The sequence below is a fragment of the Amycolatopsis sp. lyj-108 genome (assembly GCF_046549005.1).
In the GTDB taxonomy this organism is placed as follows: domain Bacteria; phylum Actinomycetota; class Actinomycetes; order Mycobacteriales; family Pseudonocardiaceae; genus Amycolatopsis.
The window spans coordinates 430,163-450,263 of record NZ_JAJPWQ010000003.1 but is presented as its reverse complement, the minus strand read 5'-3'; the positions used below and the strand labels follow the sequence as shown (position 1 = coordinate 450,263).

The 20,101-nt window shown below is 68.9% G+C and carries 17 protein-coding genes; 11 read left to right on the top strand and 6 right to left on the bottom strand.

Annotation, left to right across the window (positions count from 1 at the left end; genetic code table 11):
* Positions 1-55 precede the first annotated feature (55 nt).
* Both ACLJO0_RS13735 and ACLJO0_RS13730 read right to left on the bottom strand, forming a co-directional pair.
* A complete protein-coding gene (locus tag ACLJO0_RS13735) occupies positions 56-1,189 on the bottom strand; it encodes a sugar ABC transporter substrate-binding protein (protein WP_410578898.1) in 1,134 nt (377 codons plus the stop codon).
* A 481-nt stretch (positions 1,190-1,670) separates the two neighbouring features.
* Positions 1,671-3,425, bottom strand: coding sequence for a DEAD/DEAH box helicase (locus ACLJO0_RS13730; protein WP_125780226.1), 1,755 nt, complete (start codon positions 3,423-3,425; stop codon positions 1,671-1,673).
* 264 nt (positions 3,426-3,689) lie between these two features.
* Between ACLJO0_RS13730 and ACLJO0_RS13725 the strand changes: the two genes are divergently transcribed.
* Together ACLJO0_RS13725 and ACLJO0_RS13720 are read left to right on the top strand one after the other, a co-directional pair.
* Positions 3,690-4,793, top strand: a complete 1,104-nt coding sequence (locus tag ACLJO0_RS13725) for a YihY/virulence factor BrkB family protein (RefSeq protein ID WP_410578896.1) — start codon at positions 3,690-3,692, stop codon at positions 4,791-4,793.
* 120 nt (positions 4,794-4,913) lie between these two features.
* A complete protein-coding gene (locus tag ACLJO0_RS13720; protein ID WP_410578894.1) occupies positions 4,914-8,042 on the top strand; it encodes an efflux RND transporter permease subunit in 3,129 nt (1,042 codons plus the stop codon).
* An 84-nt stretch (positions 8,043-8,126) separates the two neighbouring features.
* On the opposite strand, the gene ACLJO0_RS13715 is transcribed toward ACLJO0_RS13720, so the two are convergent.
* On the bottom strand, positions 8,127-8,963 hold the full coding sequence (locus ACLJO0_RS13715; protein WP_410578892.1) for a hypothetical protein: 837 nt from the start codon (positions 8,961-8,963) through the stop codon (positions 8,127-8,129).
* Positions 8,964-9,082: 119 nt separating this feature from the next.
* Positions 9,083-9,325 carry a DUF3039 domain-containing protein gene (locus ACLJO0_RS13710; RefSeq protein WP_199746296.1) on the bottom strand — a complete coding sequence of 81 codons (243 nt, stop codon included), beginning with the start codon at positions 9,323-9,325 and terminating at the stop codon, positions 9,083-9,085.
* 58 nt (positions 9,326-9,383) lie between these two features.
* On the opposite strand from ACLJO0_RS13710, the gene ACLJO0_RS13705 reads away from it, so the two are divergent.
* From ACLJO0_RS13705 to ACLJO0_RS13685, 5 genes are read left to right on the top strand one after another with little or no spacing between them, the layout of a single operon-like run.
* Entirely contained in the window at positions 9,384-10,190 is an 807-nt protein-coding gene (locus tag ACLJO0_RS13705; protein ID WP_125780217.1) for a sporulation protein, read from the top strand.
* A 12-nt stretch (positions 10,191-10,202) separates the two neighbouring features.
* Positions 10,203-10,703, top strand: a complete 501-nt coding sequence (locus ACLJO0_RS13700; RefSeq protein ID WP_410578889.1) for a pyridoxamine 5'-phosphate oxidase family protein — start codon at positions 10,203-10,205, stop codon at positions 10,701-10,703.
* Complete coding sequence (locus tag ACLJO0_RS13695; RefSeq protein WP_125793630.1) at positions 10,700-11,344, top strand: hypothetical protein; 645 nt, start codon at positions 10,700-10,702, stop codon at positions 11,342-11,344. The genes ACLJO0_RS13700 and ACLJO0_RS13695 overlap by 4 nt, the downstream gene beginning before the upstream one ends.
* 9 nt (positions 11,345-11,353) lie before the next feature.
* Complete coding sequence (locus ACLJO0_RS13690; RefSeq protein WP_125793629.1) at positions 11,354-12,271, top strand: pseudouridine-5'-phosphate glycosidase; 918 nt, start codon at positions 11,354-11,356, stop codon at positions 12,269-12,271.
* The gene (locus ACLJO0_RS13685) at positions 12,268-13,140 is read left to right on the top strand and encodes a carbohydrate kinase family protein (RefSeq protein WP_125780209.1); all 873 of its coding nucleotides are present in this window, start codon (positions 12,268-12,270) and stop codon (positions 13,138-13,140) included. The genes ACLJO0_RS13690 and ACLJO0_RS13685 overlap by 4 nt, the downstream gene beginning before the upstream one ends.
* Positions 13,141-13,222: 82 nt before the next feature.
* Here ACLJO0_RS13685 and ACLJO0_RS13680 read toward each other — a convergent pair whose 3' ends face one another.
* Together ACLJO0_RS13680 and ACLJO0_RS13675 are read right to left on the bottom strand one after the other, a co-directional pair.
* Complete coding sequence (locus ACLJO0_RS13680) at positions 13,223-13,576, bottom strand: DUF3099 domain-containing protein (RefSeq protein ID WP_410578886.1); 354 nt, start codon at positions 13,574-13,576, stop codon at positions 13,223-13,225.
* 17 nt (positions 13,577-13,593) lie between these two features.
* Complete coding sequence (locus ACLJO0_RS13675) at positions 13,594-14,859, bottom strand: amidohydrolase (RefSeq protein WP_410578884.1); 1,266 nt, start codon at positions 14,857-14,859, stop codon at positions 13,594-13,596.
* A gap of 27 nt (positions 14,860-14,886) precedes the next feature.
* Between ACLJO0_RS13675 and ACLJO0_RS13670 the strand changes: the two genes are divergently transcribed.
* The 4 genes from ACLJO0_RS13670 to ACLJO0_RS13655 all read left to right on the top strand — a co-directional run bounded on the left by ACLJO0_RS13670 (position 14,887) and on the right by ACLJO0_RS13655 (position 20,075).
* Complete coding sequence (locus ACLJO0_RS13670; protein ID WP_410578882.1) at positions 14,887-16,383, top strand: methyltransferase; 1,497 nt, start codon at positions 14,887-14,889, stop codon at positions 16,381-16,383.
* Entirely contained in the window at positions 16,383-16,808 is a 426-nt protein-coding gene (gene dtd / locus ACLJO0_RS13665) for a D-aminoacyl-tRNA deacylase (RefSeq protein WP_125793624.1), read from the top strand. Before ACLJO0_RS13670 ends, dtd begins: the two co-directional genes overlap by 1 nt.
* Before the next feature lie 247 nt (positions 16,809-17,055).
* A complete protein-coding gene (locus ACLJO0_RS13660) occupies positions 17,056-18,093 on the top strand; it encodes a sigma-70 family RNA polymerase sigma factor (protein WP_410578880.1) in 1,038 nt (345 codons plus the stop codon).
* A 311-nt stretch (positions 18,094-18,404) separates the two neighbouring features.
* Entirely contained in the window at positions 18,405-20,075 is a 1,671-nt protein-coding gene (locus ACLJO0_RS13655; RefSeq protein WP_410578878.1) for a fumarate hydratase, read from the top strand.
* The last annotated feature ends 26 nt before the right edge of the window (positions 20,076-20,101 follow it).

The following is a 20,101-nucleotide window of genomic DNA, read 5'->3' as shown; positions in this document are numbered from 1 at the left end:
CCGGGGCGCTTGTCTGGCGAGAAGCGTCCCGGCCCGGTTGTCTGGATTTAACGGGTCAGGAGATACCGAGCTGCGTGCACGCCGCGGCCAGGTCGCCGCCGCAGATCTCGGCCGCCTTGACGTAGCCCTGCGTCACGACCTCCTTGACACCTTCCTTGGTGGTCATCTTCGGCTCGAGGAGCACGGACTTGACCTCGCGGTTGCCCTTCGGGTCCTTCGCCTTGCCGGTGGCCAGCGCGTCGGCGCCCGCCTTGTCGCCCTTGGCCAGCAGCACGGCGAGCTTCGCCGCGGCTTCGGCCTCTTCCTTGATCGGCTTGAACACGGTCATGTACTGGTCGCCGCGCAGGATCGCCATGAGGCCGTCCGCGGTGGCGTCCTGGCCGGTGACCGGGACCTTGCCGTTGAGGCCGTTCTTCTTCAGCACGGTGATGACCGCGCCGGCGAGACCGTCGTTCGCGGCGACGACGCCGTCGACCCTGCCCTTGTTGTCGGTCAGGATCTGCTCGAAGGTCTGGCCGCCCTTCTGGTTGTCCCAGTTGTCGATGGCCTGTTCCCGCACGAGCTTCAGGTCACCGGCGGCGAACTTCGGCTGCAGCACGGACTTCTGGCCGTTGGCGAACAGCGTCGCGTTGTTGTCGGTCGGGGCGCCCTCGATCATGACGACCTCGGCGCCCTTCTTGTCCTTCAGCGCGTCGGCGAGTCCCTGGCCCTGCAGCTGGCCGACCTTCTCGTTGTCGAACGAGACGTAGTAGTCGGAGCTGCCGCCGAGGTTCAGGCGGTCGTAATCGATCGTCGGGATACCCGCGGCCTGCGCCTTGCGGGCGACCGCCGAGCCGACCTCGCCGTTGATGGCGGCGATGATCAGGACCTTGACGTTCTGCGCGATCATGCCGTCGGCCAGCGTGGTGAACTTCTGGACGTCACCCTGGGCGTTCTGGACGTCGGCGTCGAAGCCGGCATCCTTGAGCGCCTTGGTCAGGAACGGCTTGTCGAAGGACTCCCAGCGCGCGGAGGTGGCGGTCTCCGGCAGGATGACGCCGACCTTGCCGCCGGCGGCGGCACCGCCGGGGGCGGGCGCGGACTGCGAGGAGTTGCCGCTGCCCGAGTCGGCGCTGTTGGCACCGCAGGCGGAAAGCACCAGGCCGGCGCCCACCGTCGCGGCGAGGAGGGTAAGGGTTCTGCTGCGCATCCTCGTTCCTTCTCCGATCTTGCTCGCGGGCGGCGATCCAGGAGGACCGGTCGCACCATCGCGCATATGTTGTGGGCGACAACATATGCCGCCGAATGTGTCCCGGGGAAGACGGCTGAATCGATTAAGCCGCATCAAATGGACACGGTTTGGCAACGTGGCCGTAGCAAGCCGCACGAAGTCTCGGTTCGCTGACAGTGTGACCGCCACCACTCACTCAGCGTGACAGCAGCAGCGGCAGTGGCGCGCTGACCGGGGCGTTCACTGGACCGAGCCGGCGATCACACATGACTGGGTGGACGACACGCGAGTCGTCCGTCCAAGCACGTGTGTCGTCCGTCCGATCACGCGTGCCGTCCGAGCGGGCAGGTGGTACCTCAGACACTCACGCCGCCGCTCCCGCGTGCCCAATGCTATGAAAGGTCCTTTCCTTGCAAATTTTGCAAGGAAAGGACCTTTCATAGCGCTTGGTACGGAGCGATCACCAGGAACGGAGGGTGACGATCCGCTCTTCGAGCTGTTCGACCGAAGCCATCGCGGTCGGCGGTCCGCCGCAGACGCGGCGCAGTTCGTTGTGGATCGCGCCGTGCGGTTTCTTGGTCCGGTGGTGGTGCACGCCCACCAGCGCGTTCAGCTCCTTGCGCAGGCTGCCGAGCCGCTCGCTGACCGACTGCGGCCGCGCGACCGGGGCGGCCTCCTCGGCCTTGGGCTTGCGCCGCTTCTCGTCGGAGAGCTGCTCCTCCTGCCGCTTCCGCAGCAGGGCGCGGACCTGGTCCGGCTCCAGCAGCCCCGGCAGGCCGAGGTACTCCTGCTCCTCGTCGGAACCGGAGAACACCGCGGTGCCGAAGGAGTTGCCGTCGTAGATGACCTGGTCGAGCTCGGCGGAGGCGCCCAGCGAGGTGAACGCCTTCTCCTCCTCGCCCGGCTCGTCCTCGGTGCGGTTGGCCTGGGCCAGGAGTTCGTCCTCCCAGCCTTCCTTCTCGCGGTGCGGCTTGCCGAGGACGTGGTCGCGCTGGGCTTCCAGCTCGCTGGCCAGTTCCAGCAGCACCGGCACACTCGGCAGGAAGACCGAAGCCGTCTCGCCGGGTTTGCGCGAACGCACGTACCGGCCGATGGCCTGCGCGAAGAACAGCGGGGTCGACGCGCTCGTGGCGTAGACGCCGACGGCGAGACGCGGGACGTCGACGCCCTCGGACACCATCCGGACCGCGACCAGCCAGCGGTCGGTCGAATCGGAGAACTCCTTGATCCGCCCGGACGCCTTGGGGTCGTCGGAGAGGACGACCGTCGGGGTCTGGCCGGAGAGGCGTTCCAGGATCTTGGCGTAGGCGCGCGCCGAATCCTGATCGGTGGCGATCACCAGACCGCCCGCGTCCGGGATGCCGTTGGCGCGAAGCTGCGCGAGACGTGTGTCCGCGGCCTGCAGCACCGACGGGATCCACTCGCCGGCCGGGTCGAGCGCCGTGCGCCAGGCCCGCGCGTTCTGCTCGGCCGTCAGCGGCTCGCCGAGCCGCGCGGTGAACTCCTCCCCCGCGCTCGTGCGCCAGGAGGCCTCACCGGAGTAGGCCAGGAAGACGACCGGCCGGACGACGCCGTCGGCGAGCGCGTCGGCGTAGCCGTAGGAATGGTCGGCCTTGCTGCGCTGGAAACCCGAGCCGTCGGGCTCGTAGGTGACGAACGGGATCTGCGAGTCGTCGCTGCGGAACGGCGTCCCGGTCAGCGCGAGACGGCGGACGGCGGGCGTGAACGCCTCGCGGACCGCGTCGCCCCAGGACTTCGCGTCACCGCCGTGGTGGATCTCGTCGAGGATGACCAGTGTCTTGCGGTTCTCGGTGCGCACGCGGTGCAGCGTCGGATGCGCCGCGACCTGCGCGTAGGTCACCGCGACACCTTGGTAGTCCCGCGAGGTGACGCCGGTGCCGTTGCGGAAGTTCGAATCGATCGCGATCCCCGCGGCCGCGGCCGAGGCCGCCCACTGGTGCTTGAGGTGCTCGGTCGGCGCGACGATGGTGATCTTCTCGACGGTCCGGTCGCTCAGCAGCTCGGCCGCGATCCGGAGACCGAACACCGTCTTCCCCGCGCCCGGCGTCGCGACGGCCAGGAAGTCCTTCGGTTTCTTCGTCAGGTACTTCGTCAGCGCTCGCCGCTGCCAGGCACGCAGCGGCCGGGCGGTGCTGTCCTTCGCCGCGGGAGGTGCGCCCAGCTCGCCCCGATCGCGTTCAACCGTTTCCGCCATGCCGGTCCCCTCCTCCCACACCCGAAAACACCTGGTCATCCGCCCTGTCACAAGCGAAAACCCCCACTTGGGTATCCGGCGGCGACGCCGGCGCCTGAGGTGAGGGCACTCCGAACAGACTACCTGCCGCGCCCATGGAACGCCGGAAGCGCCACCCCCGTTGTCGGGTTACTCACCCGAAAACCCAGGGGTGACGAGCCGAATGCCGCAGCATGGACCATGCTGGACACCGTCAAGGGCGCTCGGCGCCGGCGGAGGAGCTGCATGAGCGAGGAGAACGGCCGTCCGGATACGGCCGCCGAGGTCGCGAAGGGCCGCAGGGGTCCGTTGCGCCTGCTCAGCCGCACGCTCAGCAAGGCGTGGGACGGCAACATCTTCTCCGAGGCCGCCGAAGCCGCGTTCTGGCAGACGCTGTCACTGCCGCCGCTGCTGCTGGGTCTCCTCGGTTGCCTCGGCTTCGTAGGCGACTGGTTCGGCCAGGAGGTCGTGACCGCCGTCCACGACCGGATCATCACCTTCAGCAAGACGATCTTCAGCGACAACGCCGTCCACGACATCATCGAGCCGACGGTCAACAGCATCCTGTTCGTCGGCAAGGGCGAGATCGTCTCGGTCGGTTTCCTGATCTCGCTCTGGGCGGGTTCGTCGGCGATGTCCTCGTTCGTCGACGCGATCACCGTGGCGCACGACCAGTACGGCGTCCGCAACGACGTCTGGCAGCGGATCTTCGCGCTCCTGCTGTACCTGGCCGGGCTGGTCATCCTGGTGGTCGGGCTGCCGTTGCTGGCGATCGGGCCGGACCTGCTCCCCCAGTTCTTCCCCACCGACTGGCGCGACACGGTGTCCTACTGGGTCGGCACGCTGTACTACCCGGTCCTCGGCGGCATGATCGTGCTGGCGCTCACCACGCTCTACAAGCTCGCGCTGCCGCGACGGCTGCCGTGGCATCGCGGCCTGCCGGGCGCGATGCTCGCCATGATCGTGTTCCTGCTCTCCAGTGTTGGCCTGCGGATCTACCTGAACTGGATCACCAAGACCGGCTACACCTACGGCGCGCTCGCCGCGCCGATCGCGTTCCTGTTGCTGATGTTCTTCATCGGGCTCGCGGTCGTCTTCGGCGCGTACTTCAACAGCGCGATCCAGGAACTGTGGCCAGCCAAGGCGACGAAACGCCAGCGCCGGAAATGGCGGCGGCTGGAAATGGAACGCGCCAGCGAACGGATCCGCGCCGAAGAGGGCCGCAAACTGTGGGAACGGACGACCGTCCCGCTCCGCCGTCCCCGCCAGAACGGCGAAAGCGAAACGGAACAATCCGTGAACGAAGAAACGCAGAGCGAAGCCGATCAGGTGACAGAACGGCGAAGTTGACGCCGGACCTCCTCCCGAAGTCGTACTCCGGTTCCACCCGTGGTGTGAATCCAGTCCACCCCCCGCCATGAAAAGCTCGCGGTAACCCGCCCGTCCGAGCCATTCCTGGGGGATCCCGCCATGTCCACGCTGGCCAGACTGAGCCTGCGCAACCGAAGTCTCATCGGGCTGCTCGCCCTGGTGGTGATCGGCTTCGGCGCCTTCGCCCTGCCGCAGCTGAAGCAGCAGCTGTTCCCGTCACTGCAGTTCCCGCAGGCGCAGGTCATCACGCCGTACGCGGGCGCGTCGCCGGACGCGGTCGACCGCCAGGTCACCGAGCCGCTGGAAGGCGGTCTGCAGGGCCTGAAGGGGCTTGAAGAGCTGAGCTCGACGTCGTCGGAGGGACTGTCGCGGATCACCGCGCAGTTCGAGTTCGGCACGGACATCGACGCGGCCGTCGGGCAGATCCAGCGCGTCGTAGACGGGCTCAAGGCACGGCTGCCGCAGAACAGCGAGCCGTCGGTGTCGGCCGGGTCCACCGATGATCTCCCGGTCGTGCTGCTCGCCGCCGGGACCACCGGCGACCCGCAGGCGCTCGCGCCCGCGCTGACCGGGGAGGTCGCGCCGGAACTGCGCAAGATCGACGGCGTCCGCGAGGTCGAGGTGACCGGTGCGCGGCAGCCGCGGGTCACCATCGCGCTGGACTACGCGAAGCTGGCCGCCGCGGGTGTCGACCCGTCGTCGATCGCCACCACGCTGCAGACCGCCGGTGCCGCCGTCCCGGCCGGGACGCTGACCGAAGGCGACAAGACGCTCACCGTCCAGGTCGGCGGCGGACCGACCACAGTGGACACCATCAAGAACCTTTACCTGACACCGTCGCAGCCGTCGCGCCCCGGCGCACAGGCCGGCAAGCCCGTGAAGCTCGGGGATGTCGCGGACGTCCAGGCCGGGTTCGCGCCGCCGACGTCGATCACCCGCACCAACGGCAAGCCGAGCCTCGGCCTCTCGATCACCATGGTGGAGAACGGGAACGCGGTCGCGATCTCGGAATCGGTGCGGGACAAGCTGCCCGAACTGTCGAAGAAGATCGGCGCCGAGATGAGCGTCGTGTTCGACCAGGGCACCCCGGTCAAGGACGCGATCAGCGGACTGACCACCGAAGGCCTGCTGGGGCTGGCGTTCGCGGTCTTGGTGATCCTGCTGTTCCTGCTGTCACTGCGGTCCACGCTCGTGACGGCGGTGTCGATCCCGCTTTCGGTGGTCGTGGCGCTGCTGGCGTTGTGGACCGGCGATCTTTCGCTGAACCTGCTCACCCTCGGCGCGCTCACCATCGCCATCGGGCGGGTGGTCGACGACTCGATCGTGGTGCTGGAGAACATCAAACGACATCTGGCGTACGGCGAGGAGAAAGAGCGCGCGGTGCTCGACGGCGTGCGCGAGGTGGCGGGGGCGGTGACCTCGTCCACCCTCACCACGGTCGCGGTGTTCCTGCCGATCGCCTTCGTGGGCGGGTTCGTCGGCGAGCTGTTCTCTCCGTTCGCGATCACGGTCACCGTGGCGCTGCTCGCGTCGCTGCTGGTCTCGCTGACGATCGTGCCGGTGCTGGCGTACTGGTTCCTCAAACCGCCGAAGACCCCGGCGAACGAGCACGAAGCCGAGCTCACGCGTCAAGCCGCCGAAGACAAGGAACGCCGCGGGCTGCTGCAGCGCGGGTACGTTCCGGTGATCCGGTTCGCCACCCGGCGCCGCGTCACCGTGGTGCTGCTGGCGCTGATCATCTTCGGTGGCACGGTCGGGCTGGCGTCGCAGCTGAACACCAACTTCCTCGACCAGTCCGGCTCGACGACGCTGAGCCTTTCGCAGAAGCTGCCGCCCGGCACCGGTTCCGAGGCCAAGGAGAAGGCGGCAGGCGCGGTGGAGCAGGCGCTCGCCGCCGAACCCGCCGTCGAGACCTACCAGGTGAGCATCGGCGGGGGCGGCTTCTTCGGTGGCGGCGGGACGGCGACCAACATCCAGGTCACCGTCGCCAAGGACACCGACCTCGACGCGCTCTCGGACCGGTTGCGGGGCAAGCTCGACAAGCCGGAACTCGGCGAGGTCAAGATCGGCGCGGAAGCGGGCGGGTTCAACTCGGACCAGGTCTCGATCACCGTCACCGCACCGGACGAGGCGGCACTGAAGCCGGCCGCCGAGCAGGTCCGCCAGGCGCTGTCCGGAGTGCCGGACCTCACCGAGGTGACCAGTGACCTCGCGCAGGGTTCGCCGCGGGTGCAGGTCGAGGTCGACGCCGCCAAGGCCGCCGCGAGCGGGCTCTCGGCGACCACGATCGGCCAGATCGCGAACCAGGCCATCGCAGGCCGCACGGTGACCCAGTTGCCGGTGGACGGTCAGCGCACGGACATCGTGCTGCGCGCGGGCACCGCCCCGGTGTCGGTCGACGCGGTCAAGGCGCTGCCGATCCCGAGCGCGACCGGCGTCGTCCGGCTCGACTCGGTCGCCAACGTGTCCACAGTGGACGGACCGGCGGCGGTGCACCGCACCTCCGGCGAGCTGAGCACCACGGTCACCGCCAAGAACACCGGCGCGGACCTGGCCGCCACCACGAAGGCCATCCAGGCCAAGTTGGACGGGCTGACCTTCACCGGCGGCGCGGCGTACCAGCTCGGCGGCGTCAGCGAGGACCAGCAGGAGGCCTTCGGGAACCTGTTCCTCGCGCTGCTGGCCGCGATCGCGATCGTGTACCTGATCATGGTGGCGACGTTCCGCAGCCTGCTCCAGCCGCTGATCCTGCTGGTGTCGATCCCGTTCGCGGCGACCGGCGCGATCGGGCTGCTGCTCGCCACCGGGACCGCGCTGGGCCTGCCCGCGCTGATCGGGATGCTGATGCTCGTCGGCATCGTGGTGACCAACGCGATCGTGCTGATCGACCTGATCAACCAGTACCGGGCTTCGGGGATGAGCGTCGCCGACGCCGTCGTCGAAGGCGGCAGGCGACGGCTGCGGCCGATCCTGATGACCGCGGCGGCGACCATCTTCGCGCTGGTCCCGATGGCGCTCGGGCTGACCGGCCAGGGCGGATTCATCGGCCAGCCGCTGGCGATCGTGGTCATCGGCGGCCTGGTCAGCTCGACCCTGCTGACGCTGATCCTGGTGCCGACGCTCTACACGATGGTCGAAACCCGGAAAGAGAAGCGCCGCGCCAAGAAGGACGCCCGGCGGTCTTCGGCCCCGGCCACCGAGACGCTGACCCCGGAGCCGGCTTCGTAGACCCGGGCGTGACGGAAGCCGTAACTCGCGTGATTGGACCAGGTACGCCTCCAATCACGCGAGTTACGCGTCTGATCACGTGAGTTACGCCTTCCGGAACCGCCAGGTCTTGCTGTCGAACGCGACGCACCACGACGGCGACAGCACCACGACCCGCAGCATCCCGCTCGCGTCCACGTCGACGCCCTCGGTTTCGAAATTCCCGCTGCAGGTGCTCTTCAGGGGCAGCTGCCCCAGCGAGGTCACCCGCCCGGTCACGTCCGAACCGGACAGCGCGCCGGAAAGATCCACCTGCAGCAGCGGCTTCGTGGTCCCGAAGAGCGAGCCCTCGGGATCGTCGGACGCGCACAGCAGCCGGGTCGCGGTGACGAAGTCGCAGCCCTGGATGTCCCGCACCGGCTTGTCGAGCCGGATCGCGGACGCGTACGGCAGGTTCGCCGACGGATTCGTATGCGCGACGCCGGGCATCGGGTGCACGAGGAGCCGGTCCATCGTGCCCCACTCACCGGCCACCATCCAGCGGGCGTCGGGGGTCACGGCGGCGAACGAGTTGTTGTTCGCTTCCCACGACTCCAGCGTGTGCGTGTAGTTCGCCCACGTCCCGTTGGGCGACTCGACGCGGAAGAGCTTCGCGCCCCTGTCGTCGCGCTGGTACGGCTCGACGTACCAGCCCTGCGCGGAGCCCGGATCGCCGACGTGGTTCCAGCCCTGCGACGCCAGGTTCACCGGAACCGTCGCGATCCCGGTGTAGCGGTAGATGGTCCCGGACGGCCGTTCGATGGTGGCCAGGCCCTGACCCTCGTCGAGCGGGCGGGCGTTGTCCGAGCCGAGGATGGTCCAGCCTGTTACGGCTTGGGCGGCGGCGGGTGAGAACACCGCGACCAACGCGGCGATGGCGAGCACGATCCCGGTTCTACGCATGAAGGCTCCGTCCCGGCGGGGTTTCGCTGGCGCTAATGAATTACCAGCGAAAACCGGGACGGGCAGCCACCATGTGAAGGATTTTCAGATTTTGTCCGGTTTCGGACAACGGTCAGGTGTCAGTCGCCCGGCTTGAGACCGTCGTAGATCTTCTTGCAGTCCGGGCAGACCGGCGAACCGGGCTTCGCCGACTTCGTCACCGGGAAGACCTCGCCGCACAGCGCCACCACGTGCGTGCCCATGACCGCGCTTTCGGCGATCTTGTTCTTGCGCACGTAGTGGAACATCTTCGGCGCGTCGTCGTCGGTGCTGTCGGTGCCCTCGGGGCGGGTATCCGGCTTCGGAAGGGTCTGTGTACTCACCCCTCCATAATGCCCCAAATCCTCCTGCGCACACCGGCGACCTGGCAGGATCTCGCCCATGTTCCAGAAGGTGCTCGCGACGTTCGGTTCCGGTGGGGCGAAGATCGACGCCCGGCTGCTCGACCGCACGGTCTCCCCCGGCCGCCCGTTGCGCGGCGAGGTCCTGCTGCTCGGCGGCGAAGTCGATCAAGAGATCAACGGTCTCTCGGTGAAGCTGCTCGCCAGGGTCACGCTGCCGGACGAACGCCGCCCCGGCGTCGAGGACCTCGAGTTCGGTGTGCAGCAGCTGGCGGGCAACGAGCGGATCGCGCCCGGTCAGCAGATCCGCCTGCCGTTCGAGGTGGCCCTGCCCTGGGAGACGCCGATCTCCAGCATCTTCGGCAAACCGCTGAACGGGATGGCCGTCGGCCTCCAGACCAGCCTCGACATCGCGAACTCCGTCACCGACCCGGTCGACGTCGACGGCGCCGCGATCGAGCCGCTGCCCGCGCAGAAACGGATCTTGGACGCCTTCAGCCGGATCGGCTTCGTCTTCCGCGAGGCCGTGCTGGAACGCGGCCGGATCAACGGCGCGATCCAGCAGCTCCCGTTCTTCCAGGAGATCCGCTTCACCCCTTCACCGCGGTTCGCGCCCGTCTTCACCTCCGTGGCGGTGACCTTCCTGTCCTCGCCCTCGGAGACGCAGGTCGTGCTGGAGGTGACCAAACGGGTCCGGGTGTCCAAGAGCGGCGGGTTCGGCGGACGCGGCCAGGAGTTCCTCGGCCTGTTCAAGGTCGACCACGCCGCACTGGAGCGGGTCAAGTGGGAGCCGCAGCTCGAGGGCTGGCTCCACGAGGTGGCCAAAGCACGCGGGATCTTCGACTGAGGTGGAGGCGCGATGACGGAACCGTCGGCGACCAGGCCGTACATGCCGGGTTACGGGACGGCTCCGGCCGGGGAGGGCACCGGTCTGCTGCCCTGGTCCTGGGCGGAGAGCCGGCTGCGGGACTCGCACGACTACTGGGTGGCGACGGTCACCCCCGGCGGCCGCCCGCACCTCATGCCGGTGTGGGCAGCCTGGACGGGTGACGCGCTGTGGTTCTCGTCTTCGCTGCGCTCGGCCAAGGCGCGCAACGTCGCCGCCGGTTCCGCGGTCTCGGTGTCGACAGACGATCCTTACGAACCCGTGGTGCTCGAAGGCCCCGCCGAGATCGTCACCGACCTCGGCGCGCTGCGGACGTTTCTCGACGCCGTGAACGGCAAATACAAGACCACGTACGGAATGGACATGCTCGACCCCGCTTCGAACGCGTCGATCCGGGTCCGGCCACGGAAGGTGTTCGGCATGCTGGAAAAGGACTTCTCGGGATCCCCGACTCGCTGGGTGTTCCCGGCATGATCTGGGCCACCGCCGTCACCAGGCTCGGCGGCGATCACCTGATCGCCGCCGTCGCATGGAACGACCTCGAAACCCGCTACGCCGAGCCGCATCGCCACTACCACGATCTCCGGCACGTCAAGGCCGTCGCCCGGGACAGCGGGGACCTCGCCGTCGCCTTCGGCCTGGGTTCCCGCGAGCGAGCACTCGTCGCCATCGCCGCCTGGACGCACGACGTCGTCTACGACGCCCGCCCCGGCGAGGACGAACGGGCGAGCGCGGCCTGGACCCGTGCCGAGCTCACCAACGCCGGCGTCCCCCGGGCAGACGTCGAGCGCGCCGGGGAACTCGTCCTCGGCACGATCCACCACTCCGCCCCGGACGACGACCTCCTCGCCACGGCGCTGCTCGACGCCGACCTCGCGATCCTCGGCGCCACGCCGGAGCGCTACGAGGAATACGCGAACGGTGTCCGGGCGGAGTATTCGATCTACTCCGACGAGGAGTGGCGGACGGGCCGCTCGGCCGTGCTGGAGAACCTGCTGGCCCGGCCGCGGCTGTACCGCAGCGACATCGCGCGGGCACGCTGGGAGAGCAAGGCGCGAGAGAACCTCGCGAACGAACTGACCCGATGGCGTGACGCGGACCCACATCACCGATGATGTTCGTTCGTGACTCCGCAACTGTCCCTTCACGAAGAGGTCGCCTCCGCCCTCGCCGCCGGTGATCCCGTCGTCGCACTGGAGAGCACCATCCTCTCCCACGGCCTCCCGCCCGGCCGCAACCTCGACGTCGCCCGGCGGCTGGAGAAGGTCGTGCGCGACGGCGGCGCCGTCCCCGCGACCATCGCCGTCCTCGACGGCGTCCCCCTGATCGGTCTCTCGGGTGAGCAGCTGGAACGCGTCTGCGCGCCCGGCGCGGACCTGGACAAGCTCTCGCTGCGCGACATCGGCCCGGCCGTCGGCCTCGGCCGGTCCGGGGCGACGACGGTCGCGAGCACCGCGGCGCTGGCGGCCGCGGCCGGGATCGGCATGTTCGCCACCGGCGGGCTCGGCGGCGTCCACCAAGGCGCGGCGCAGAGCTGGGACGTCTCGGCTGATCTGGGCGTGCTGGCGAAGGTGCCGACCACGGTCGTCTGCTCCGGGGTGAAGTCGGTGCTCGACATCGCCGCGACACTCGAAGTGCTGGAGACCAACTCGGTACCCGTGCTCGGATACCGCACCGGCGAGTTCCCCGCGTTCTACCTCCGCTCCTCCGGCTACGAGGTGCCGTGGCGGGTCGACGACGCCGCGCAGGCCGCCTCGGTCATCGCCGCGCATCGCGCGCACGCGAATTCCGGTGTACTGCTTGCGAATCCGATCCCCGAAGCGTCCGAAATGGACAAAGAGCTGCACGACCGGCTGCTCGCCGAAGGGCTGGAGCTGCTGAAGTCGCGAGGCGTGCACGGCAAGGACGTCACGCCGGTACTGCTGGAGCACTTCCACACCGCGAGCGACGGCGTGAGCCTCGACGCGAACGAGGCACTGGTGCTCTCCAACGCGGAACTGGCCACCGAGGTGGCCGTCGCGCTCGCCGGGACCGCGGCATGAGCGGCATCGTCGTCGTCGGCGACGTCGGCCTCGACGTCGTCGCGCGGCACGAAGGCCCGATCCCGCACGGCGGCGACATCCGCGCGAAGGTCCACTTCACCAGCGGGGGCGCGGGCGCGAACACCGCGCTGTGGCTGCGGGCAGAGGACGCGGAGACCACGCTGGTCGCGCGGATCGGCGACGATTCCGGCGGCCGCATGGTGAAGGGCGAACTGGAAGCCGCCGGTGTCCGCTGCGAGTTCGCCGTCGATCCCGAAGAACCGACGTTCTGCGTCGTGGTGCTCGTCGACGGCGCCGGTGAACGGAGCATGCTCGCCGACCGCGGCGCGAACGCGCGATTCAGCCCTTCCGACATCACGGAGGCGGCGCTCAGCGGCGCGAGCCACCTGCACCTCTCGGGCTATGTCCTGCTGTACCCGTCTTCACGGCCCGCGGCGCTCGCCTCGCTGGCGGCGGCGAAGAAGGCCGGACTGACGACGTCGGTCGACCCGCAGGCGGCGACGCTGATCACCGACCCGGCGGCCTTCCTCGACGACGTGCGCGGCGTCGACCTGCTGATGCCGAACACCAGCGAACTGGTCGCGCTGACCGGGTCGAGTGATCCCGAGGCGGCGAAGGAACTGCTGGACTACGTCGGCGAGGTCGTGGTCACCGCCGGTCTCGACGGCGCCAGCTGGGTGGACGCGAGCGGCGTCATCACCTCGGTGCCCGCGCAGCCCGCGGAGTGCGTCGACTCGACCGGTGCCGGGGACGCCTTCGACGCCGGCGTGCTGGCGGCGTGGCTTCGCGGCGAGTCGACCGTGGAGGTCCTTCGGGCGGGGACGCGGCTGGGTGCGCGAGCGGTGGCGAAGGTCGGGCCGCAGCCGTAGCCGTAACCGAAAAACGCTATGAAAGGTCCTTTCCTTGCAAAATTTGCAAGGAAAGGACCTTTCATAGCACGCGCGAAACGAGTCAGCCGCCGTCGATGACCCGATGACCGCCGCTCTCGATCCGCGTCGGTTCGGCCTCGTACCGGTTGACCTTCTCGCTCTTGCGCGGCGGCCGGTCGTTCGCCACGAGGACGGCGATCCACGGCAGCGGGATCGAGATCGCGATGAGGGCCAGCGCGAGCCACCAGGTCTCGTAGAAGATCCCGGCGAGGATCAGGCAGGGGATGCGGAACGACATCATGATGATGTACTTCCGCTTCCGCTTGGCGAGCTGGTCTTCGTAGGATGGGGCGGCTTCGGTGATCAGCACCGGAGCGGGTTCCCTCGGTTCGGGACCGTGGGCGGGCGCGTTCACAGCACCACCTCCGGCTTCCATGCTCCCACTCGCCGGGCTCATCCGACACCCGGGTGGGTGAGCCGGTGCAGAGCCGCGACCACGAGCGTCTCGACGCCGGCCGAAAGCGTCGGGTGCGGGATCGGCGCGAAGAGCGGCGAGTGGTTCGACGGGATGTCCCGTTCGAAGCGACCGGCGGTCATCGCGGCGATCACCTTCTCCTCGTCCAGGCCGCCGACCAGCCAGAACACCGACGGTACCCCGGCGGCGCGGCCGAACTCGCTGAAGTCCTCACTGCCGGTGACCAGCGGCGCGGGCATCACCCGGCCCTCGCCGAAGTGGTCGCGGAAGGCGGCGGTGAGTCCCTCGGTGGCCGTGTCGTCGTTCTCGGTGACCGGGAACGCGCCGATCCGCTCGATCTCCGGCGCTTTCGGCGCGCCCGCGGTGGCGGCCTCGCCCTGGACGATCCGTTCGACCGCCGCGACGACCTTCTCCCGCACGGCCTGGTCGAACGACCGGATGTTGACCTCGAGGACGGCGTGGTCGGCGATGATGTTGTGCGCGGTGCCGACGTGCAGCGAGCCGACGGTCACCACCGCCGACTCGGTCGCCGAGATCTCCCGCGAAACGATGGTTTGCAGCTTCAGCACCACGGACGCGGCGAGCACGGCGGGATCCACCGTGGTCTCCGGTCGCGAACCGTGCCCGCCCCGGCCGTGCAACGTGATGCGGAGCGCGTCCGTGGCCGCCATGATCACGCCCGGCCTGGTCAGCACCCAGCCCGCCGGACCGGGCACCACGTGCTGGCCGAGCACGACATCGGGTTTGCCGGCAGGCCCGAAGACCCCGTCGCGGACCATGCCGGCGGCGCCGTCCCCGGCCTCCTCCCCCGGCTGGAACACGACCATCAGCGTGCCGGACCAGTGTTCGCGGCCGGACGCCAGCAGCGACGCGGCCCCGGAGAGCCAGGTGGCGTGCATGTCGTGACCGCAGGCGTGCATCACCGGGACTTCGCGGCCGTCGGCGTCGACACCGCGCGCGGTGCTCGCGTACGGCAGGCCGGTCTTCTCCTCGACCGGCAACGCGTCGATGTCGGCGCGCAGCATCACCTTCGGGCCGGGGCCGTTGCGCAGCACCCCCAGGACGCCGGTGCGCCCGATGCCGGTGTGCACCTCGTAGCCGTCGGCCTCCAGTCGCCGCGCCAGTTCGGCGGCGGTGCGGGTTTCGGCGAACGACAGCTCCGGATGCCGGTGGAGGTCGATGTACAGGTCTTCCAATCCGGGCAGCGCCGCCTGCAGCGGTGCCAGGACACTTTCGAGGCTCACGACCTCATCCTGGCAGTATTACCCACCGTGAGCACACGAGCAGCCCTCCCCGACCTGTCCGACGACATCTGCGCGAGGCTGCGGGAAGCCTTCCGCCGGACGGGGTACGACACCGACGGCGTGGTCGGCGCCCTCGGCTCCGCGCACGCCGCCCTCGGCCGCGGCGAACCGGAACTCGCCTACCGCGCGACCCGCGACGCGGGTGAGCTCGGCACGCTGATCCGCCTGTTCCTGCTGGGTTCGACCGAGCCGGAGAAAGACGTCGAGGCCGCTTTCGCGCCACTCTCCCTCGATGACGCGGTCGCCGCGACGCTGCTCATACCCACTGCGGACGGCTACCGGGCCGGGCTCGACGTGCGTCCGCACGGCGACGACGAAGGCTCCTGGTGGGTCGTTTCGGATCTCGACGCCGACGTCCTCGGCCAGACCGTGCCCGAGGACCACGTGCTCGGCGTCGGGCACGCGTCCCTCAGCCTGATCCGCGCCACCAGCCGCCGCGAGGTCGGCAGCCTGCTCGACGTCGGCACGGGCAACGGCGTCCAGGCACTGCACGCCACCCGTCACGCGAAGAAGGTCACCGCGACCGATGTCTCGGCCCGCGCGCTGGCCCTCGCCGCGGCCACCTTCCGGCTCAACGAACTGGACGTCGAACTCGTGCGCGGCGAATGGTTCGCGCCGGTCGCGCGGCGCCGGTTCGACCAGATCGTCTGCAATCCGCCGTTCGTGGTCGGCCCGCCGCGCGTGGACTACACCTACCGCGACTCCGGTCTCGCCGGTGACGACGCCAGCGCGCTCGTGGTGCGGCAGCTGCCCGGGTTCCTCAACGACGGCGGAACCGGCCAGCTCCTCGCGTCGTGGCTGCACGTGAAGGGCGAGGACTGGGGCGATCGGGTGACCCGCTGGCTTCCCGCCGAGACCGACGCGTGGTTCGTCCAGCGGGACATCGCGGATCCGGGCCTGTACGTCGGCACGTGGCTGCGGGACGCGGGAATCGATCCCCGGTCGCCCGAAGGCCGTGCGAAATCCGGCGCCTGGCTCGACTGGTTCGCCGAGAACGACGTCCAGGGCATCGGTTTCGGCTTCGTCACCCTTCGCCGGGCGGACGGCACGACACCGACGATCGTGTGCGAGGACCTGCGCCAGGCCTACGACGACCCACTGGGCGAGGAGGCGGCGAACTGGCTGGATCGGGTGGAATGGCTGCGCGCCAACGGCGATTCGCTCCTCGATGTCCGATTCCGCGTCCCGGAAAGCGTCCTTCTGGAGAGTGTCGCCGAGCCGGGCGAGGAGGGCTGGGCCACGACCGTCCAGCGGCTGCACCGCACCGACGGACCCGGCTGGTCGCACGAAGTCGACGAACTGGCGACACGCCTGCTGGCCGGCTGCCAGGGCGCGCTGCCGCTGGAAGACCTGATCGTGCTGCTGGCGGCCGCTCAGGGGCTCGAACCGGAGGAGCTGGCCGAAGCCGCACTTCCCGTCGTCCGTGAACTGGTCCGCCACGGCATGCTCCTCCCCGCCGCCTGATGCGGGCGGTGGTGGCGAGGGTCACGGAAGCGAGCGTGACCGTCGGCGACGAGGTGACCGGCGCCATCGACGAACCGGGTTTGCTGGTACTGCTGGGAATCCACGTCGACGACGATGTGACGAAGGCCGCCACGATGGCCCGCAAACTGCACGAAGCTCGCATACTTCGCGAAGAGGGATCCTGCGCCACCACCGGCGCTCCCCTGCTCGTCGTAAGCCAGTTCACTCTCTACGGCGACACCCGCAAAGGCCGCCGTCCTTCCTGGACGGCGGCCGCCCGGCCCGAGGTCGCGGAACCGCTCGTGACGGCCGTCGTCGACGCCCTGCGCGAACGCGGCGCCCGGGTCGAAACCGGCCGGTTCGGGGCCATGATGGCGGTCCGGAGCGTGAACGACGGTCCGTTCACCCTCCTCGTAGAGGTCTAGACCACGTTTGTTTCTCCCCCGCACGGGCATTCTCAGGAAAAGCTCAGGGTTGGTGGAGCAACGCCCCAGGTCAGCCGCCCGTCTCCTCTGTAGCGGCCGGGAACGTTTTGGGACCTCCCGGCGTTGAGCAAAGTGTCCAGCCAAGCTGGGCCGGCGAGGAGTAGCGGGCTTTCCACAGGGCCTGCTACGCCGAGGCGGATCCGGCGGACACACCGCAGCACGTTCAGCCCGTGACCGGGGAGGCAGAATGTCAGTCCAGACTCTCGAACGCGAAGCGCGCGGGATTCGCGAGCGCCGTATCCCGGCGCAGTCCACCGAGGAGCCGGTGATCGCGGGGGCGTTCACCGATGTAGCAGCAGACCTCGACGCACAGAGCCCGGCCGCGGACCTCGTTCGCGTGTACCTCAACGGAATCGGCAAGACGGCGCTGCTGTCCGCCGCCGACGAGGTCGAGCTGGCCAAGCGCATCGAAGCGGGCGTGTTCGCCCAGCACATGCTGGACACGGCCGAGAGCCTCACGCCGAAGCGGCGTTCGGAGATGTCCGCCCTCGTGCGTGACGGCCACGTCGCGAAGAACCACCTGCTGGAGGCCAACCTCCGCCTCGTGGTCTCGCTCGCGAAGCGTTACACCGGCCGGGGGATGCCACTGCTCGACCTGATCCAGGAGGGGAACCTGGGTCTGATCCGCGCGGTGGAGAAGTTCGACTACTCCAAGGGGTTCAAGTTCTCGACCTACGCCACCTGGTGGATCCGCCAGGCCATCACCAGGGGAATGGCCGACCAGGGACGCACCATCCGGCTGCCGGTCCACCTGGTGGAACAGGTGAACAAGCTGGCCCGCATCAAGCGTGACCTGCACCAGCAGCTCGGCCGGGACGCCACCCACGAGGAACTGGCCGCCGAGTCGGGTATCCCGGCGCACAAGATCTCCGACCTGCTCGACCACTCGCGTGACCCGGTGAGCCTCGACATGCCGGTCGGCACCGAGGAGGACGCCCCGCTCGGTGACTTCATCGAGGACTCCGAGGCGACCGACGCCGAGAGCGCCGTGATCTCCGGTCTGCTCCAGGACGACCTTCGCCGCGTGCTCGCGACGCTGGACGACCGCGAGTCCCAGGTGATCCGCCTGCGCTACGGCCTCGACGACGGCCAGCCGCGCACGCTCGACCAGATCGGCAAGTTCTTCGGGCTTTCCCGTGAACGCGTTCGCCAGATCGAGCGTGAGGTCATGTCGAAGCTGCGTCAGGGTGAGCGGGCCGATCGCCTGCGCGCCTACGCTTCGTAGTTCCTCATTGGGCCTTTCGCGGCGCGGAAAAGCAACACCCGTTCGGCAGCGTTGACTTATGACCTGCGTCACGAGACCGTCGAGCAGGTAATAAGTCTTCGCGGTCGGGTGTTCGCGCCCGGATCGCTTTCCCCGGGAGGTCGGGTCCGTCGGGGTGGGCCCGGCCTCCCGAACTAATTTGTGGGGCCCGGCGACAAATTGCGGGATGCGAATTGCATTCCCCTTGCCTTCATCCTGGACGTGACGCCGGTCACTCGGGACCCGCCTAGTACCGTGGGCGGGTTCCCGATGCCGGCAAAGGAGCCCGCGCAGTGGCGCCCACCACGTTCCAGCACACTGAAGTCCTTCCGCTCGCGAAGGACACCCACACCGAGTACCGGCTGCTCGGCACCGAAGGTGTCGAGGTCGTCGAGGCCGCGGGCCGGAAGTTTCTCCAGGTCGAGCCCGAGGCGCTGACCGAACTCGCCAAGACCGCGATCACCGACATCCAGCACCTGCTGCGCTCGTCGCATCTGGCGCAGCTGCGCGCGATCGTCGACGACCCCGAGGCCAGCGGCAACGACCGGTTCGTCGCGATGGACCTGCTGCGCAACGCGGCGATCTCCGCCGGCGGCGTCCTCCCGATGTGCCAGGACACCGGCACGGCGATCGTGATCGGCAAACGCGGCGAAGGCGTGCTCACCGGCGCCGACGACGAGCGCGCGCTGTCGCGAGGCATTTTCGAGGCCTATCAGGAGTTGAATCTGCGCTATTCGCAGATGGCGCCGGTGAATTTCTGGGATGAGCGCAATACCGGCACCAACTTGCCAGCGCAGATCGAGCTCTATCACAAGGACAACACGGCCGGTCAGTCCGAAGTTCCCAGCTATGAATTCCTGTTCATGGCCAAGGGCGGCGGCAGCGCGAACAAGACGTTCCTCTATCAGGAAACGAAAGCGGTCCTGAACCCGAAGCGGCTCGCGAAGTTCCTCGACGAGAAGCTGCGCAGCCTCGGCACCGCGGCCTGCCCGCCGTACCACCTCGCGATCGTCGTCGGCGGCACGTCGGCGGAGTTCAACCTGAAGGTCGCGAAGCTGGCCTCCGCACGCTATCTCGACGACCTGCCCACCGAGGGTTCCGAGCTGGGCCACGGTTTCCGCGACGTCGACCTCGAACAGCAGGTGCTGGAGATGACGCGCCAGTTCGGTATCGGCGCGCAGTTCGGCGGCAAGTACTTCTGCCACGACGTCCGCGTGATCCGCCTGCCGCGCCACGGCGCGTCCTGCCCGGTCGGCGTCGCCGTCTCGTGCTCGGCGGACCGCCAGGCGAAGGCGAAGATCACCGCGGACGGCGTGTTCCTGGAGCAGCTGGAGCGCGACCCGGCCCGCTTCCTGCCGGACGTCACCGAGGACGACCTGTCCGACGAGGTCGTGAACGTCGACCTCAACCGTCCGATGGCCGACATCCGCGCCCAGCTCTCGCAGTTGCCGGTGAAGACGCGCCTGTCACTGACCGGCCCGCTCGTCGTCGCCCGCGACATCGCGCACGCGAAGATCGCCGAGCGGCTCGACGCGGGCGAAGAGATGCCTCAGTACCTTCGCGACCACCCGGTGTACTACGCGGGCCCGGCGAAGACGCCCGAAGGCTACGCGTCGGGTTCCTTCGGGCCGACCACCGCGGGCCGCATGGACTCCTACGTCGAGCAGTTCCAGGCCGCGGGCGGCTCGCTGGTGATGCTCGCGAAGGGCAACCGGTCCAAGAAGGTGACCGCCGCGTGCAACGAACACGGCGGGTTCTACCTCGGCTCGATCGGCGGCCCGGCCGCGCGGCTCGCGCAGGACTGCATCAAGAAGGTCGACGTCCTCGAGTACGCCGAACTGGGGATGGAAGCGGTCTGGAAGATCGAGGTCGAGGACTTCCCCGCGTTCATCGTCATCGACGACAAGGGCAACGACTTCTTCGAGGCCACGTCGGAACCGGTGCTGCAGATCAGCTTCCGGTGAGATGAAAGGTCCTTTCCTTGCAAAAT

What these genes read in the sequence shown, in the direction of transcription:
- ACLJO0_RS13735 (WP_410578898.1), bottom strand. Translation starts at nt 1,189, where the DNA reads ATGCGCAGCAGAACCCTTACCCTCCTCGCCGCGACGGTGGGCGCCGGC.
- ACLJO0_RS13730 (WP_125780226.1), bottom strand. Translation starts at nt 3,425, where the DNA reads ATGGCGGAAACGGTTGAACGCGATCGGGGCGAGCTGGGCGCACCTCCC.
- ACLJO0_RS13725 (WP_410578896.1), top strand. Translation starts at nt 3,690, where the DNA reads ATGAGCGAGGAGAACGGCCGTCCGGATACGGCCGCCGAGGTCGCGAAG.
- ACLJO0_RS13720 (WP_410578894.1), top strand. Translation starts at nt 4,914, where the DNA reads ATGTCCACGCTGGCCAGACTGAGCCTGCGCAACCGAAGTCTCATCGGG.
- ACLJO0_RS13715 (WP_410578892.1), bottom strand. Translation starts at nt 8,963, where the DNA reads ATGCGTAGAACCGGGATCGTGCTCGCCATCGCCGCGTTGGTCGCGGTG.
- ACLJO0_RS13705 (WP_125780217.1), top strand. Translation starts at nt 9,384, where the DNA reads ATGTTCCAGAAGGTGCTCGCGACGTTCGGTTCCGGTGGGGCGAAGATC.
- ACLJO0_RS13700 (WP_410578889.1), top strand. Translation starts at nt 10,203, where the DNA reads ATGACGGAACCGTCGGCGACCAGGCCGTACATGCCGGGTTACGGGACG.
- ACLJO0_RS13695 (WP_125793630.1), top strand. Translation starts at nt 10,700, where the DNA reads ATGATCTGGGCCACCGCCGTCACCAGGCTCGGCGGCGATCACCTGATC.
- ACLJO0_RS13685 (WP_125780209.1), top strand. Translation starts at nt 12,268, where the DNA reads ATGAGCGGCATCGTCGTCGTCGGCGACGTCGGCCTCGACGTCGTCGCG.
- ACLJO0_RS13680 (WP_410578886.1), bottom strand. Translation starts at nt 13,576, where the DNA reads ATGGAAGCCGGAGGTGGTGCTGTGAACGCGCCCGCCCACGGTCCCGAA.
- dtd (WP_125793624.1), top strand. Translation starts at nt 16,383, where the DNA reads ATGCGGGCGGTGGTGGCGAGGGTCACGGAAGCGAGCGTGACCGTCGGC.
- ACLJO0_RS13660 (WP_410578880.1), top strand. Translation starts at nt 17,056, where the DNA reads ATGTCAGTCCAGACTCTCGAACGCGAAGCGCGCGGGATTCGCGAGCGC.